19 protein-coding genes are annotated in these 14,814 nt (G+C 38.4%); 2 read left to right on the top strand and 17 right to left on the bottom strand.

Annotated features, from left to right (window positions below; translation table 11 throughout):
- Nucleotides 1-31: 31 nt before the first annotated feature.
- The 17 genes from F3G91_RS10680 to F3G91_RS02070 form a co-directional block, all read right to left on the bottom strand.
- Nucleotides 32-553 carry a ComEA family DNA-binding protein gene (locus F3G91_RS10680; RefSeq protein WP_149700528.1) on the bottom strand — a complete coding sequence of 174 codons (522 nt, stop codon included), beginning with the start codon at nt 551-553 and terminating at the stop codon, nt 32-34.
- Nucleotides 554-689: 136 nt separating this feature from the next.
- A complete protein-coding gene (gene rplS / locus F3G91_RS01995) occupies nt 690-1,046 on the bottom strand; it encodes a 50S ribosomal protein L19 (RefSeq protein ID WP_002941851.1) in 357 nt (118 codons plus the stop codon).
- Nucleotides 1,047-1,054: 8 nt separating this feature from the next.
- Nucleotides 1,055-1,747 carry a tRNA (guanosine(37)-N1)-methyltransferase TrmD gene (trmD, locus tag F3G91_RS02000; RefSeq protein ID WP_103568231.1) on the bottom strand — a complete coding sequence of 231 codons (693 nt, stop codon included), beginning with the start codon at nt 1,745-1,747 and terminating at the stop codon, nt 1,055-1,057.
- Nucleotides 1,744-2,274, bottom strand: coding sequence for a ribosome maturation factor RimM (gene rimM / locus F3G91_RS02005; protein WP_149700529.1), 531 nt, complete (start codon nt 2,272-2,274; stop codon nt 1,744-1,746). Before rimM ends, trmD begins: the two co-directional genes overlap by 4 nt.
- On the bottom strand, nt 2,267-2,509 hold the full coding sequence (locus tag F3G91_RS02010) for a KH domain-containing protein (RefSeq protein ID WP_009293991.1): 243 nt from the start codon (nt 2,507-2,509) through the stop codon (nt 2,267-2,269). Before F3G91_RS02010 ends, rimM begins: the two co-directional genes overlap by 8 nt.
- Nucleotides 2,509-2,736: a 30S ribosomal protein S16 gene (gene rpsP, locus F3G91_RS02015; protein WP_021089583.1), complete on the bottom strand. Its 228-nt coding sequence runs from the start codon at nt 2,734-2,736 to the stop codon at nt 2,509-2,511. The genes F3G91_RS02010 and rpsP overlap by 1 nt, the downstream gene beginning before the upstream one ends.
- Nucleotides 2,737-2,807: 71 nt before the next feature.
- Nucleotides 2,808-4,148, bottom strand: coding sequence for a signal recognition particle protein (gene ffh / locus F3G91_RS02020; protein WP_021085569.1), 1,341 nt, complete (start codon nt 4,146-4,148; stop codon nt 2,808-2,810).
- A gap of 63 nt (nt 4,149-4,211) precedes the next feature.
- Nucleotides 4,212-4,970 (bottom strand): RluA family pseudouridine synthase, encoded by a 759-nt coding sequence (locus tag F3G91_RS02025; RefSeq protein ID WP_149700530.1) that lies wholly within the window; start codon nt 4,968-4,970, stop codon nt 4,212-4,214.
- On the bottom strand, nt 4,967-6,103 hold the full coding sequence (gene waaA / locus F3G91_RS02030; protein WP_149700531.1) for a lipid IV(A) 3-deoxy-D-manno-octulosonic acid transferase: 1,137 nt from the start codon (nt 6,101-6,103) through the stop codon (nt 4,967-4,969). The genes F3G91_RS02025 and waaA overlap by 4 nt, the downstream gene beginning before the upstream one ends.
- A gap of 8 nt (nt 6,104-6,111) precedes the next feature.
- Nucleotides 6,112-6,819 (bottom strand): zinc ribbon domain-containing protein, encoded by a 708-nt coding sequence (locus F3G91_RS02035; RefSeq protein WP_149700532.1) that lies wholly within the window; start codon nt 6,817-6,819, stop codon nt 6,112-6,114.
- A 16-nt stretch (nt 6,820-6,835) separates the two neighbouring features.
- Nucleotides 6,836-7,558 (bottom strand): Nif3-like dinuclear metal center hexameric protein, encoded by a 723-nt coding sequence (locus tag F3G91_RS02040; protein ID WP_002942106.1) that lies wholly within the window; start codon nt 7,556-7,558, stop codon nt 6,836-6,838.
- Between the two features lie 6 nt (nt 7,559-7,564).
- Nucleotides 7,565-8,425, bottom strand: a complete 861-nt coding sequence (gene glyQ / locus F3G91_RS02045) for a glycine--tRNA ligase subunit alpha (RefSeq protein WP_149700533.1) — start codon at nt 8,423-8,425, stop codon at nt 7,565-7,567.
- 10 nt (nt 8,426-8,435) lie between these two features.
- Complete coding sequence (locus F3G91_RS02050; protein ID WP_149700534.1) at nt 8,436-8,852, bottom strand: GyrI-like domain-containing protein; 417 nt, start codon at nt 8,850-8,852, stop codon at nt 8,436-8,438.
- Between the two features lie 3 nt (nt 8,853-8,855).
- Nucleotides 8,856-9,329 (bottom strand): DUF3972 domain-containing protein, encoded by a 474-nt coding sequence (locus tag F3G91_RS02055; protein WP_002942132.1) that lies wholly within the window; start codon nt 9,327-9,329, stop codon nt 8,856-8,858.
- An 11-nt stretch (nt 9,330-9,340) separates the two neighbouring features.
- On the bottom strand, nt 9,341-9,835 hold the full coding sequence (gene purE, locus F3G91_RS02060; protein WP_149700535.1) for a 5-(carboxyamino)imidazole ribonucleotide mutase: 495 nt from the start codon (nt 9,833-9,835) through the stop codon (nt 9,341-9,343).
- Entirely contained in the window at nt 9,832-11,091 is a 1,260-nt protein-coding gene (locus F3G91_RS02065; RefSeq protein WP_149700536.1) for a peptidase U32 family protein, read from the bottom strand. The genes purE and F3G91_RS02065 overlap by 4 nt, the downstream gene beginning before the upstream one ends.
- Nucleotides 11,091-11,849, bottom strand: coding sequence for a chemotaxis protein (locus F3G91_RS02070; RefSeq protein WP_103650666.1), 759 nt, complete (start codon nt 11,847-11,849; stop codon nt 11,091-11,093). Before F3G91_RS02070 ends, F3G91_RS02065 begins: the two co-directional genes overlap by 1 nt.
- A gap of 136 nt (nt 11,850-11,985) precedes the next feature.
- Between F3G91_RS02070 and F3G91_RS02075 the strand changes: the two genes are divergently transcribed.
- Nucleotides 11,986-12,765, top strand: a complete 780-nt coding sequence (locus F3G91_RS02075; RefSeq protein ID WP_149700537.1) for a histidinol-phosphatase — start codon at nt 11,986-11,988, stop codon at nt 12,763-12,765.
- Between the two features lie 87 nt (nt 12,766-12,852).
- On the top strand, nt 12,853-14,283 hold the full coding sequence (gene glnA, locus F3G91_RS02080; RefSeq protein WP_009294014.1) for a type I glutamate--ammonia ligase: 1,431 nt from the start codon (nt 12,853-12,855) through the stop codon (nt 14,281-14,283).
- The last annotated feature ends 531 nt before the right edge of the window (nt 14,284-14,814 follow it).

Consider the following 14,814-nt stretch of genomic DNA (forward strand, 5'->3'; position numbering starts at 1 on the left):
ACTTGTAAAAGACAGCAGGCCTTAAAATATTTTATTTCTCTAGTTTTTCTTTAAGTTTTTCTTTTTTAGATTTAGCTTTTGAAACCGCTTTTTCTTTCTTATCTTTTATTTTATCAGCAGCTTTATCTTTTTCTTCTTTTGCTTTTTCGCTTACACTAGCTTCATCTTCTTTACTAGAAGTTAGCTCTTCTTTAGTTTTAGAAGCTTTCTTTTTAAATTTATCTTTTTTATCAGAGATTTTTTCTTTCATCTCGTCTTTTGCCTCATCCATTTTCTTCTTACCAGCTTTTGCTTTTTCGCTTATTTCGCTCTTGCCAGTAGTAGAAATTTCACCTTTTAGGTTATCAAAAGTTTTATCGCCGATGCCGTTTACATTTTTGAGATCGTCGATTGAGTTAAATTTATTTGCTTTTCTATACTCGATGATAGCATCTGCTTTTGCACTGCCGATACCATCAAGACTCATAAGTTCCTCTTTTGTAGCTGTGTTTAGATTGATTGCTGCCATAGCCAAAGACGCAATAGCTGCAAGTGAAATCAAAATTTTTTTCATTTCCATTCCTTAAAAGTAAATTTGAGGTAAAATTCTAGCAAAGAGTGATTAATGAAGTATAAATATGAAGTAATATAAAAATGATTTTAAATATAGTTTATAGGAGAGAGTCCCTGAAAATTTCAGGGAAAAAGTTTTATTTTCTAAGTTCGCGGATCTTAGCTGCCTTACCGCGTAGTTCGCGTAGATAGAATAGCTTAGCTCTTCTAACACGACCTTTTCTAAGAACCTTTATCTCTTCGATAGAATCGCTAAATATTGGGAAAATTCTCTCAACACCAACACTATTAGCACCGATTTTTCTGATGATAAATGTTTCACCAGTACCGCTACCACGTCTAGCTATACAAATGCCTTCAAAATTTTGAATTCTCGTTTTGTCTCCCTCGTGAATACGAGTAGCCACACGCAATGTATCTCCTGCACGGAAGTCAGGGATATTCTTACCAGCAATTTGAGCATTTTCAAACGCTTCAATGTATTTATTTCTCATGTTTTTCCTTATTTATGTGGCTTTAGCTTTTGATATAAATCAGGGCGAAAGTACCTTGTTTTGCAGTGAGCCATCTTGTTTTTTAAGTTGTGGATTTTAGCATGATTACCCTTTAAAAACTCTGAAACCACAAAGAGGGATTTAAAATTATCAGGTTTTGTAAAAGATGGGGCTTCAAGCAAATTATCTTCAAAACTCTCCACTTCAAGGCTCATGTCGTTTCCTAAAACACCAGGTACATTTCTTGATATCGCGTCACTCATACAAAGTGCAGGCAGCTCTCCGCCAGTTAAAATAAAATCACCTATACAAAAAACTTCGTCCGCCCAAAGCTCAACAACCCTCTCGTCAAGCCCTTCGTATCTACTACAAACAAAGCAAATATGATCTTTTTTAGAGAGCCTTTTCGCGTCATTTTGACTAAATTTTTTACCAGCTGGCGTCAAAAAAATAACATGGGCATTTTTATCTTTTTCTTTTAGAAATTTGATCGACTCATCTAAAGGCTGCGGAAACATCAAAAGCCCTGCTCCACCTCCGATCATATAATCATCAACTTTATTGTGCTTATCGTTGGTAAAATTTCTTGGATTTATGAAATCAATTTCAATAAATTTATTGCTAATTGCACGTTTTAAAATAGAATCACAAAAGTAAGGTTTGACTAAATTTTCAAAAAGTGTAATAAAAGTAAATTTCATGAATTTTCTAAGATATCTCTAGTACCTTTTACTAAAATCTCTCTACTATCCAAATTTACGCTTTCGATAAAACGCTCCAAATATGGAATGTAGAAATTCTTTGGTTTGCCAGCTGCGATAAGCTCTTCATCAGTTTTTATGTATAAAAGTGAATTTGCAAAATTATCTTGGATATCTTCTACGATACCTAAAATTTCGCCGTTTTCTACAACTTTTAAACCAATGATATCAAACTGAAAAAATTCATCTTTTTTTAGTTTGCAGTTTTTTCTAGTAAGCTCTTTTGTGGTATAGATAGTTCTATTTACGAGTGTTTTAGCAAGGTCTAAGTCATCAAATTTTTCAAACAAAACCAGCTCTTTTTGTCTGTTATAATCTTTTATGATGAGCTGATCATCGTTTTTATCAAAAAAGGTTGCACCTTTTTTAAATTGCTCTGGGAAGTCGCTCTTGTTATGAAGCTTTAAATAGCCCTTTAAACCAACACATCTCCCGATGGTAGCGACTTCAACAATATCACTATTCAATAGCTTTTACCGTTACTCTATAACTTGTATTGTCTTTGGCTTTACAGCCAATAATAACGGTCTTTATAGCATTTATCATTTTGCCGTCTTTGCCAATAAGCTTTCCAGTATCAACCTTATCAGCACTTATAATGATCTCGACAAAATTTTCACCAAGCTCTTGACGCTCAATAGTCACCTTTTCAGGAAAATCAGCTATCAGCTTGGCGTATTCGTATAAAAAATTTTCAACCATTATTTTGTAATTTGCGCAACTCTGTCGCTAAGTTTAGCACCGACGCTTTTCCAGTAATCCAATCTCTCTTTGTCGAAATTTATAACATTTGGCTCAACCATAGGGTTGTAATAACCAATGCTCTCTATCCAACCGCTGTCGCGTCTTTTTCTGCTATCTGTAACAACTATACGATAAAAAGGTCTTTTTTTACGTCCCATTCTTGTTAGTCTTACTACTGTTGCCATATTATATTCTCCTCTTGTTTTTAAATAAAGCTTAAATTTAGATAACAAATATCCAAATTTAAACCCTTTTATCAAACAGGTCTTTTTAAATTTGCTTGTGAAAGCATATTTGCAAGTCCTTTTGCTCCGCCTTTTCCCGAAAATTTCTTAGCAAGCTTTGAGGCATTTTCAAACTGCTTTAAAAAGCGATTTACCTCTACTTGAGATAGTCCAGAGCCAGCTGCCAAACGTCTTTTTCTACTATTGTTTAAAAGGTCTGGATTTTCACGCTCTTTTTGCGTCATAGAGTTTATCATAGCCTTAATATGCAAAATTTCTTTTGAATTATCAAGGTCTATATCTTTTATCTGATTTGCAATATTTGAAAGTCCAGGTATCATACCCATCAAAGACTTCATGCTACCAAGCTTTTTAACGCTTTCCATTTGATCTAAAAAGTCGTTAAAGTTAAACTGACCTTTTTTTATCTTTTGATTTAGACGTTTCGCCTCTTTTTCATCGATAATAGTCGATGTTTTCTCAACCAAAGTAGCTAGGTCGCCCTCGCCCATTATACGGCTTACGATACGGTCTGGTATAAAGCTCTCGATATCAGCTACTTTTTCGCCAGTACCGACAAATCTAAGTGGGATGTTTAGCTGTTTTGCGATGCTAATAGCTACGCCGCCCTTTGAGTCAGAGTCAAATTTAGAAAGGATAACTCCAGAAATTCCCAAAATTTCATTAAAACTTGTAGCTGTTTTTACAGCATCTTGTCCGCTCATAGCGTCAGCTACATAGAAAATTTCATGTGGATTTATCGCATTTTTTACATCTTTTATCTCTTGCATCAACTTTTCATCGATCGCAAGACGACCAGCGGTATCCACTAAAAGCACGTCATAAAGGCCGCTTTTTGCTTTTTCTAGAGCCTCTTTTGCTACTTTTATAGGATTATTTTCATTTTCTATATAAAAAAGATCTATCTCATTTGCAACGCAAAGCTGTCTTAGCTGCTCAACTGCAGCCAATCTTTGCAAGTCGCAGGCTGCAACTAAAACTTTTTTCTTTCTTAGTTTTAGATAGTTTGCAAGCTTGATAGTTGTCGTAGTTTTACCGCTACCTTGCAAGCCAGCCATCAAAACAATGGTCGGTGCAACTGGTGCATAGACAAAGCCTTGGTTACCAGGAGCTGTTAAGATAGTCGTTAAATTTGACTTGATCGCATCTAGGAAATTCTTTTGGCCAACGCCAGTTTGCTTTAGCTCGCTTTCGATAGACGCAAGTAGATCTTTGGTGACTTTGTGGTGAACATCAGCTTTTAAAAGAGCTTTTTTGAGCACGTCAAGTGCGTTTTTTAGAGCTTTTTCGTCATCTACAAAACGTATCTTGCTAACGGCTAATCTAAAAGACTCGCTAATTTGTTCGAACACTAATCACCTTTCGTAAGTTGTTATTAAAGGGCGTATATTACTAAATAATTTCTTTATTGCTCTTTAAATTTCAAATTTATTAGATAGCTCAAATCCAAGAGAGTTAAATTCTTTTGGGATCGGCGCTTTAAATTTATAGTCTAAAAGAGCGATAGAATAGGCATGCAAGAACATTCTATTTGCCCTATTTTTGCCGTATTTTTCATCGCCAACGATAGGTAAATTTAAACTAACCAAATGCACTCTTATCTGGTGCGTCCTGCCTGTTTTTATGGCAACTTTTACAAGCGTTTTTTTACCCACAACCATGAGCGGTGAAATTTCACTGATCGCCTCTTTGCCATCTTTTGATATCTTTGAAAAGGCGCCATTTTTATTTTTTATCGTTAGGATCGGCTCATTTACGACCACCTCCTCGCTCATGATGCCCCTAACTGCGGCCACGTAATTTTTCTCAACCTTCATCTTTTTAAACTCATTTATGGCAAGGCTCGCAAATTCGTCATTTTTCACAAGAAGCAGCACGCCGCTTGTGTCTTTATCGAGCCTGTGAAGGAGTGGAAATTTATAAATTTGGCTGATTTTTTCGCTAGTTATGGCAGCTGGTTTATTAATGGCTATTAAATTTTCATCTTCAAAGATAACGCTTGGCTTTGGCATCTCTTCGACGTTAAATTTAGTATTTTCGCTCATTAGCGCACGAGCGATCATCACCTTTTGCCCCTTGGCATAGACTAGCCCGCTGTCGATTAGCTCCTTTGCCTCGTTGTTTGAGATATTTTTTTGTTTGGCTAAAATTTTATACGCTTTTTCTTCACTCATAAAGTGCTCCTTATATCTTCTATGATCGCATCAGCGCTGGCCTGCACGGCGATCTTGCTCTTTTTGGCGTCACTATCTATTATGTCGCCGATCTCGCTAGCCTTTGCGATGTAGATGTTTTCAACTAGGCCAAATAACGCCTTTTGGTTAAATATAAACTCGCCGCTAATGATCACTGGGTTAAATTGCGCGCACTCGATTGGATTGTGCCCGCCGATATTTGGCACAAAACTGCCACCAAGCACGACTATATCGCTAATAGCATAGACATTTACAAGCTCGCCTAAAGTATCAAGCAAATTTACTTTAGCGTCAAATTTATGCCTTTGGCTAAATTTAGCAAAGCTAAAATCATGCTTTTTAGCGTAATCGCCTGCAATCTTTTCAACCTCTGCAAATCTCTCAGGGTGGCGTGGTGCGATGATTAAAAGATCGTTTTCTTTTAAATTTAAATTATCTAAAATCATCTCTTCTTCGCCCGCATGTGTGCTTGCTAGCACGATCACTCTAGCTTTTGGCTTTTCATAAATTTTGCTTACACTTGGCAAAAACGCGGCTTTTATGTTGCCAACGACCCCTATTTCACCTGCTCCAAGCGACTTTAGCCGCTCTTTATCAAGCTCGCTTTGGGCGTAAATTTTATCTATAAATTTAAAAAGATATCTGTAAAAAAAGCCAAATTTTAAGTAGCTTTTATAGCTTCTATCTGAAATTCTAGCGTTTATAAGGATCACGCGGCTGCCTTTTAGCTTTGCCATGAAAACTAGCATAAGCCAAAGCTCAGCCTCAAAAATGACTAAAATTTTGCTCTTTTTTAGCCAAAATGGCAAGAAAATTTCAAATGGCAAAAATCTTGTGTTAGCACAAATTTTGCTTGCCGCTTCAAAGCCCGTATTTGTCACCACACTTATGGCCTTGCTGTCAAATTTTTGCATTAATGGTTTAAGCGCTTGCACCTCGCCAAACGAGCAAGCGTGAAAATGCACATCTGCATCTTTAAATTTAGGGTTATTAAATAGAAAAAAACGTGCTGGGATTGATCTATGGTATTTTTTTTTAAAACTTAATAAAAGTAGAAAAATAGCCCCAAAAAAGTAGAGTATTGAGGCTAAAAAATAATATATTATTATCACGAAACGTGTTATTGCTCTTGTTTATACAAAATTCTGCCACAATGCGGGCAAGTAACGATATCTTCGCCTTTTACAACCGCAGAGAAAGTTTTATCATTTATCTGCATAAAGCAGCCATAACAAGCTTGTTTTTTAACAGGCACAACGGCTGTGTTGTGAGCCCATTTTCTGATCTTTTCGTAAAATGCTAGGATTTTTTGGTTCATCGCAGCGACAAGTTTATCTTTTTTAGCATAAACCTCTTTGCGCTCTTTTTCGATCTTTTCAAGCTCAGATGAAACCTCACTTTTTATCTTTTCTAAATTCCCCTCAAGCTCTGTTTTTTTGGCATTTAGCTCATCTTTTTGAGCATTTTTATTGTCTATTAGTTTTTCAAGTCTAGCGATCTCTTCGTTTGCTGCTTCAAGCTGCTCTTTTGCGATATCTTCTTCAAGACCTAGAGCTTTTATCTCTTTTTCGCTTTTTGCGCTTGAGCTTTTTTTAGCTACATCTTTGATCTTTGCGCTAAATTCTGCGATGTGAGCGTTTGTGCCTGATTTTTGTGATTTTAGATCATTTACCTCTTCGTCAAGTCTTTCTACATTAACCGCTATAGTTTCACACTCTTCTTCTATGCTTTTATAGGCTTTTTCTACTTCTTGTATGCGCGGCGTGAAACCATCTATTTGTCTGTCAAGATCAGATAATTCAACTAATTGTTGCAAATATTTATTCATAATGTTTCCTTTTTTGTTAGCAATATGTAAATGGGTTTTTAGAATTGCTTATTATAACTTCAATTTTTAGATTTTGCAAATATTTTGCTAAAAAATCACTAAAATAACGCTCGCTTTCATAGTGGTTTATGTCGATCAAATTTAGTCCATTTTCCTTTGCGTAAAGGGCTTGGTGATACTTTAGATCGCCTGTCAAAAAAGCGTCTGCTTTGACATCTTGCATGAGATCTGCGCCGCTTCCAGTGCAGATGCAAATTTTAGAAATTTCATCTTTTGCATAAACTGCTCTTAAATTTTCAAGCCCAAGTTTTTCTTTTACAAATTTGCAAAGCTCGCTAAATTTCATCTTCACATCAGCGTAGATCAAAAAGCCCTCTTTGCTTGAAATTTCAAGCCCCAAAACCTGTGTCACAAATTTTTCATTTAAAAATGCAAGGTCGGCATTTGTGTGAAGCGAGATGAGCGAGATATTTTTTATCATCATCTCTCTTATGAGCGAGCTTGGATAGAGGCTGTAGTCTAGGCTCTTTAGCCCTTTAAAAATGAGCGGATGGTGGGTGATGATGAGCGAGTTTGGCAAGACATTTTGCAAAAGCTCGCTATCTAGATCAAGGCTTAGATAAATTCGCTCAAATTCGCTATCAAATGAGCCAACTTGCAGGCCGCTATTGTCCCAAGACTCTTGGCTCGCAAATGGGCAAATTTCATCTAAGATTTTATAAATTTCAGCTATTTTCATCAAATTTTACTTTTGCTCTAAGCTCTCTTTATATGTTAGCGCGCACTCTTTTGCTAGCTCGCGAATTTTTAAAATATAGTCTTGTCTTTGCGTAACGCTGATCGCCCCGCGCGCGTCAAGGACGTTAAATGTATGAGCTGCAAGCATGCAGTAGTCGTAAGCTGGCAGTGAAATTTTGGCCTCCAAACAGCGTTTGCACTCGCCAAATGCGTTTTCAAACTGGTTAAAAAGCATATCAATATTTGCCACTTCAAAGTTATATTTGCTCCACTCATACTCGCCTTGTTTATGCACGTCGGCGTAGGTTACGATGTTGCCATTAGAGTCATCCCAAACGATGTCATAGACGCTATTTACATCTTGCAAATACATAGCTAAGCGCTCAAGACCGTATGTTATCTCGCCAGAGATCAGCTCGCATGCGATGCCGCCAACTTGTTGAAAATAGGTAAATTGCGTCACCTCCATGCCGTCTAGCCAGACCTCCCAGCCAAGCCCCCAAGCGCCAAGTGTAGGGCTCTCCCAGTTGTCTTCGACAAATCGGATGTCGTGATTTTTCAAATTTAGACCAAGTCTTTCAAGGCTTTTTAGATAAAGCTCTTGGATATTTTCTGGGCTTGGTTTTATGAGCACTTGAAACTGATAGTAAGCGCCAAGGCGGTTTGGGTTTTCGCCGTATCTGCCATCAGTCGGACGGCGGCTTGGAGCTACGTATGCGGTCGCCCATGGCTTTGGTCCAAGGCTTCTTAAAAATGTCGCTTGGTGATATGTGCCCGCACCTGCTGGCATGTCGTATGGCTGAAGTATGACGCAGCCTTGCTCTTGCCAATAGTTTTGAAGCGTTAGTATTATTTGTGAAAATGTCATTTTTTGCCTTTTATTTTATTGATATATAAATTTCTATTTTATTTTTTAGGTATTTTTCAAAGTCTGTTTTATAAGTTCTTTCTAGCTCGCTACTTTCAAAATATCTCCAAATTTCATCCCAAAATTTTGCAACATTTTGTGGCTCATTTGCAAAGCTAAAAAGAGCGTACTTTCCGCTTTGTATATTTAAATTTTCACTATCTTTTTGGCGTGATATTGTGCCGATGAAGTTATCGTAATGTCCATTAAAATCACTTTCGTAGTTACAGTAAACACTATAAATTTCACTCTTGCCATCATAGTATTCACTCATAAATTTAGACCATAAAGCTGGAATTTTACCCTCACCGCCTATCTCGTCTTTATTTTTAGTACGAGTTTTTACTCCATAAATTTCAAAGCTATTTTCTAAATTTATAATCTTCATAAACTACTTTTGTCCGTTAAAATTTTCAACCGCTTGGTTCCACATGAGCTTGTATTTTCGTTTTAAAAATTCAACTTCATCTTGTGAAATTTTAAGCTGTTTTGTAAGCGTCTCGACCGTTTTTCTATCTTCGTCATAGAGCTCTTGCATCGAAATGAGCGCCTCTTTTAAAAATTTATTCTCATTTCTTAAGGTCTCAAGCGTCTCATCTTTTGCGTCAAGCACCTTTTCGTGTAAATTTAGTATCGTGCCAATCGTCTTTTCGACAAAGCTAAAACCATCTTGGCTTTGCGGCTGCAAAGATAAATTTTGCGAAACACTAGGCACCACACTCATCGTTCCCTCGCTCGCTTCTATCAAAATTTCTCCATTTTCCTCTTTGGTTTTTAAAACGCCACGATTTATCATATCCTCGATAACTTCGCGCTCCAAGTGCACAAGTTTGCAAAATTCATCAACTCCAAGATAGGTCTGCACCGCTTCTCCTTTTATAGTATCACTTCAACCTTTGAAGAGTCTTCCTCTAAAGCCTTTATCTTTGCCTCTCTGTCGGCCTTTAGCGTGCTTGCTAGCCCCTCATCTTCAAGGGCTAAAATTTGCACCGCAAGATAGGCTGCATTTATCGCGCCAGCCTTGCCGATGGCTAAGGTTGCCACTGGCATGCCACTTGGCATTTGCACAGTTGAGTAAAGTGCATCAACGCCGCTTAAAGCTGATCCTGCCATTGGTATGCCGATCACTGGTTTTGTTGTATTTGCAGCGATTGCTCCAGCTAGGTGGGCCGCCATGCCAGCAGCTGCGATGAAGACTTTTGCGCCCTTTTTCTCGGCATTTGCGACATACTCGCTAGTTCTTTTTGGGCTTCTGTGGGCTGAGCTGATTATCAGTTCATATTTTACGCCAAATTTCTCCAGAGTCTTTGCCGCTTCGCTAACGATCTCATAGTCGCTTTTACTTCCCATTATAATAGAAACAAATTTCATATCTTCTCCCTTAAAAAACTAAATTTTGGCAGCTTAACGCCAAGGTTTATCTCATTTTCATTGCCGCTGTGAATTTCGCTCATGACCTTGCCTTTTTTGGTGACGAGCTGCTTAAATTTGATAAATTTCTTGCCATCTTGCGAATAGACCTTTGAGATTTCATTCTCACTATCATCTATGTGTGAGCCAGTTGGTGCCACTATCTCATAGCCCTTATCTGGGACGATTTTATACTTGCACTTAAAAAACTCGCCATCTTCACTTATGGCATTTACCTGATGAGTGCCCTCTTCTAGGCTGCTCGTGTGATTTTGCGTATCAATTCGCTCATAAGGTCTATGCACCAAATAGCCATCCGTAAAGCCGCGATTTTTCAGCGTATTTATCTCATTTTCATAAATTTGCGCGTCAAATTTATCATTTAAGGCATCATCTATCGCCATTTTATAGGCTCTTGCCGTGCAGGCTGCGTAGTACTCGCTCTTTGTGCGGCCCTCTATCTTAAAGCTATCAATAACACCGCTATCAACGATCTCTTTGATGTGTGAGATGAGGCAAAGATCCTTTGAGTTCATGATATGAGTGCCGTTTTCGTCCTCTTCTAAGCGAAAAAGCACGCCGCTCTCTTCGTTTTTGGCGTAGAGTTCATACTTAAACCTGCAGTCGTTTGCACAGCTGCCGCGGTTTGACATACGTCCGCTTTGCACTGAGCTTACTAGGCACCTGCCAGAGTAGGCAAAGCACATCGAGCCATGGACGAAAATTTCAATGTCAAGGGTTGGAATTTCCTCTTTTATCTTTATAACATCTTTTAAATTCATCTCGCGTGCCACGACGATGCGTTTTGCGCCCATGTCGTGATAAATTTTAGCGTCCAAAACGTTCATAACGTTTGCCTGAGTTGAGAGGTGTATCTCGATATCTGGAGCGATCTCTTTTGCTAGGCTCATGACGCCTGGAGTTGCGATGATAAAGGCATCTGGCTTCATCGCTGAGATGGTTTGCAAGTGCCTTTTTAGCGGCTCTATCTGAGAGTTAAAAGGGAAGGCATTTATGGTCGCATAAAATTTCTTTCCCTTTTCATGTGTGTAGTCTATCGCCTCTTTGAAGGTCTCAAGGTTAAACTCCCTTGCTGATCTAGTCCTTAGCGAAAAGCTAGCCACCGAGCCATAAACAGCGTCGGCTCCATATTCAAGGGCGATTTTAAGTTTTGTTAAATTTCCAGCTGGAGATAAAAGCTCAGGCCTTTTTAGCACTATTTTTTACCTAGACTTTCTATCAAGGCTTCGATGTCGTCGTTGCTGACAAGGTTTTCAGTCGTTGTATCACCAGCGATATGAACAGCTGAACCAACACGCTTATCATCATCGATACGACCTTCAAACAATGTATTCATATATTTGCTAAGCGCCCTCATAACGTTGATAACACGCTCGATCTTTTGTCTGTGGATGTCTTGATACTGCATCATATCCATAGCCATCATGATCTCATCTTGTCCCATTTGTAAATTTCCGATGATATTATCGATCGTGCCAAGAAGCGAGTTGTTTTTCTCTAAAGCCTCGCTAAATGCGGCAATATTTGGAAATTTCTCACTTAGCGTCGTAAATAGCTCAACGTTTGAGTTTATCGCGTCTTTTAGACTATTTGAGTCGCTCTCAGCGTCCATAAAAAAGTTATTTATCGTCTCAAGCTTGTCAAACATCTGAGTAGCTTTCTCTTCGCTATCTCTTGTCACATCGTCAAGCTGGTGCACCATTTTATGGTCTTCAGTTGGTGGTGGCGGTGGCCAAACGCCGTCCGCGCTCACTCTGTAGTTCTCTTGCTGCTTTGAGCTGCTCTCTGCTTTTGGTTGTGGCTCATCTGCTTTAGCACTCATTGCCTCTGCAACTTCTGCTACCTCGTCTGTTTCCTCTTTGACGTCCGCGACCTCTTGGCTGGCATCTTTAGTATCACCTAAATCATCCTCTAATCCGCCCGCCATAAGCGCGTCAAGTTCCTCTTGGGTCATAAAAGCTCCTAATAAAATTTGCCTTGATTATATAGGATTTAAATAAAAAGAAAGTTTAAAAAGTATGCGTTTATCTTTAAATTTATCAAATTTTAGGTAGCATTTTTGAAAAATAAACGACTTTAAAAGGTTAAAAATGACCGTCGATCTTCACAACCACACACCTCTTTGCAACCACGCAGTTGGCGAACCGCTAGAATTTGTGAGATGCGCCATAAAAGCTGGCACAAAATACTTTGGCTTTAGCGATCACGCGCCGATGAACTACGATGAAGCTTATAGAATGAAATTTGAGGATATGCAAAGCTACGAAGACGAAATTTTACGTTTAAGAGACGAATTTAGCGGTGAGATAGAAATTTTACTTGGCTATGAGATGGACTTTTTAGATGGCTTTATGGACGAGCGAGTTTTTGCTAGAAAGGTTGATTATCTAATAGGCTCTGTGCATTTTTTTAACGGCTGGGCGTTTGACAACCCTGAATTTATCGGCGGTTACAAGGGCAAAGACTTGGATCAAATTTGGCAGGAGTATTTTGACCACATAGAAAGATCGGCTAGGCTTGGTAAATTTGACATCATGGGGCACATCGATCTTTTAAAGCTATTTAAATTTTTACCCAAAAAAGATGTCAGGATTCTAGCCAAAAACGCGGTAAAAGCGATAAAAGAGGCAAATTTGGTAGTCGAGATAAACGCAGCTGGCTTTAGAAAGCCTATCGGCGAGCAATATCCAAGCGTAAATTTACTAGAGCTAATCGCCGAAAATGACATCACTATCACCTTTGGCTCAGACGCTCATGCCAAAGAAGACATCGGTAAAAACGGTGAAATTTGCGAGCAGATAGCTAGAAATTTGGGATATTCAAAGTGTGCGATATTTAAAAACAGAGATAGAAAATTAGTAAAATTTTAGTTTGGGGTCAAATAAAATATAAAAATAATCTTAAATATAAAATTTTGTGATACAATACGAAAATTAAAAACCAGAAGGAGATAAAAAATGGGAAAATTTGTCCAAAACATCGATCATTTTTTTGATTTTTGCAAAGAAAATGAAGTTAAATTTGTAGATTTTAGATTTACTGATCTAAACGGCGCTTGGCACAGCATAAGCTATAACATAAAAGCTGTTACAAAAGAGAATTTCACAAACGGCATCCCAATGGACGCTAGCTCGATGAACGGCTGGCAGCCTATCGACAAAAGCGATATGATAATGAAGCCAGAAGCGACATCTGCGTTTTTGGACCCATTTACCTCTGACATCACAGTCGTTGTTTTTTGCGATATCTACGACATTTATAAAGGTCAAATTTATGAAAAATGCCCTCGCTCGATCGCAAAAAGAGCGATGCAATATGTAAAAGATAGTGGGCTTGGCGACGAGGCATATTTTGGCCCTGAGAATGAATTTTTTGTATTTGACAACGTCAAAATCATCGACAGCCCAAACTGCGCGATGTATCAAGTAGATAGCGAAGAAGGCGAGTGGAACGACGCTGCGGACTTTAAAGATAGCTACAACACAGGTCACCGCCCACGCAGAAAAGGCGGCTACTTGATGACTCAGCCAATCGACAGCATGGTCGATCTAAGAGCTGAAATGATGCAGGTTTTAGAGCAAGTTGGCCTTGAAGTATTTTTAGGACACCACGAAGTCGCACAAGGTCAAGGCGAGATCGGCGTGAAATTTGGCAACTTAGTCGAGGCTGCTGACAACGTTCAAATTTACAAATACGTCGTTCGCATGGTCGCTCACCTAAATGGCAAGACAGTTACATTTATGCCGAAACCGCTTTATGGCGACAACGGCAGCGGCATGCACGTGCATCAATCAGTCTGGAAAGATGGTAAAAATTTATTCTACAAAGAGGGCAACTACGCAAATTTAAGTGACTTTGCAAGGCACTACATCGGCGGTGTTTTAAAACACGCAAGAAGCGTTGCAGCCTTCACAAACCCAAGCACAAACAGCTACAAACGCCTAATCCCAGGCTTTGAAGCGCCATCTATCCTCACCTACTCGAGCCAAAACCGCTCAGCGAGCATCCGCATACCTTACGGAGCTGGCGAGAAGTCAGTTAGAGCTGAGATGAGATTTCCAGATAGCACAGCAAACCCTTATCTAGCCTTCTCAGCGATGCTAATGGCGGGCCTTGACGGCGTTAAAAACAAATACGAGCCAGTTGGTCCGATGGATGAAAATTTATTTAAACTTCACCTAGATGAGATCAGAGAGCGCGGCATCGAGCAGCTCCCACACACACTTCGTGGCAGCCTTGAAGCGCTTATCCGCGATAACGAATACCTAAAACCGATAATGAGCGATCTTTTCATCGACACTTATCAACACATGAAATTTGAAACTCAGGTTTGGCCTTACGAAGCACGTCCAACCGCTTATGAGTTTAAGACTTGCTTCTCTTGCTAAAACTCAATCTCCAAGCTTTTTTGGGCTTGGAGATTTTTTAAATATAAAGTCTATATAGTTAAATTTTGGTCTAAATTTGGCTTTACGCACAAGAATAAATTTTAAATTTAATAAGCCCAAACTCATGCAAATTTAGAAATTTAAGCCCATATCCAAAAAGCCATGGCGGATAAATTTAAGACTTCAAGCTTTAAACATAAAAACAAAAACACCTATCTAAATTTTGACTACTTTTATTTAGAAATTTTGTCCAAAAGGGCAAATTTAAAAATTAACAAGTCATAGCCATTGTAAATTTTTTTAGTTTAGATATTTTGCCTAGCAAAAATGGTCATAGCAGATAAATTTTGGCTTTAAATTTAAGCATCAAAACAAAACAACAAGCTAAATTTGACTAATTTTATTTAGAAATTTTGCTTTATAAAGGTTAAATTTAATAAGCCTAAGTTCATGCAAATTTAGAAATTTAAGTTTATATCCAAAAAAACCGCATCGGATAAATTTTAAACTTCAAATTTGAAATATAAAATC

The sequence above is a fragment of the Campylobacter concisus genome (assembly GCF_902460715.1).
Classification (GTDB): domain Bacteria; phylum Campylobacterota; class Campylobacteria; order Campylobacterales; family Campylobacteraceae; genus Campylobacter_A; species Campylobacter_A concisus_AK.

Excerpts from the sequence above, each read along its gene's own strand:
- F3G91_RS02035 (WP_149700532.1), bottom strand. The coding sequence starts at position 6,819 with ATGAATAAATATTTGCAACAATTAGTTGAATTATCTGATCTTGACAGA.
- glyQ (WP_149700533.1), bottom strand. The coding sequence starts at position 8,425 with ATGACATTTTCACAAATAATACTAACGCTTCAAAACTATTGGCAAGAG.
- F3G91_RS02050 (WP_149700534.1), bottom strand. The coding sequence starts at position 8,852 with ATGAAGATTATAAATTTAGAAAATAGCTTTGAAATTTATGGAGTAAAA.
- F3G91_RS02070 (WP_103650666.1), bottom strand. The coding sequence starts at position 11,849 with ATGACCCAAGAGGAACTTGACGCGCTTATGGCGGGCGGATTAGAGGAT.
- purE (WP_149700535.1), bottom strand. The coding sequence starts at position 9,835 with ATGAAATTTGTTTCTATTATAATGGGAAGTAAAAGCGACTATGAGATC.
- F3G91_RS02025 (WP_149700530.1), bottom strand. The coding sequence starts at position 4,970 with ATGAGTGAAGAAAAAGCGTATAAAATTTTAGCCAAACAAAAAAATATC.
- rpsP (WP_021089583.1), bottom strand. The coding sequence starts at position 2,736 with ATGGCAACAGTAGTAAGACTAACAAGAATGGGACGTAAAAAAAGACCT.
- glnA (WP_009294014.1), top strand. The coding sequence starts at position 12,853 with ATGGGAAAATTTGTCCAAAACATCGATCATTTTTTTGATTTTTGCAAA.
- rplS (WP_002941851.1), bottom strand. The coding sequence starts at position 1,046 with ATGAGAAATAAATACATTGAAGCGTTTGAAAATGCTCAAATTGCTGGT.
- F3G91_RS02040 (WP_002942106.1), bottom strand. The coding sequence starts at position 7,558 with ATGAAAATAGCTGAAATTTATAAAATCTTAGATGAAATTTGCCCATTT.
- F3G91_RS02075 (WP_149700537.1), top strand. The coding sequence starts at position 11,986 with ATGACCGTCGATCTTCACAACCACACACCTCTTTGCAACCACGCAGTT.
- trmD (WP_103568231.1), bottom strand. The coding sequence starts at position 1,747 with ATGAAATTTACTTTTATTACACTTTTTGAAAATTTAGTCAAACCTTAC.
- F3G91_RS10680 (WP_149700528.1), bottom strand. The coding sequence starts at position 553 with ATGAAAAAAATTTTGATTTCACTTGCAGCTATTGCGTCTTTGGCTATG.
- F3G91_RS02010 (WP_009293991.1), bottom strand. The coding sequence starts at position 2,509 with ATGGTTGAAAATTTTTTATACGAATACGCCAAGCTGATAGCTGATTTT.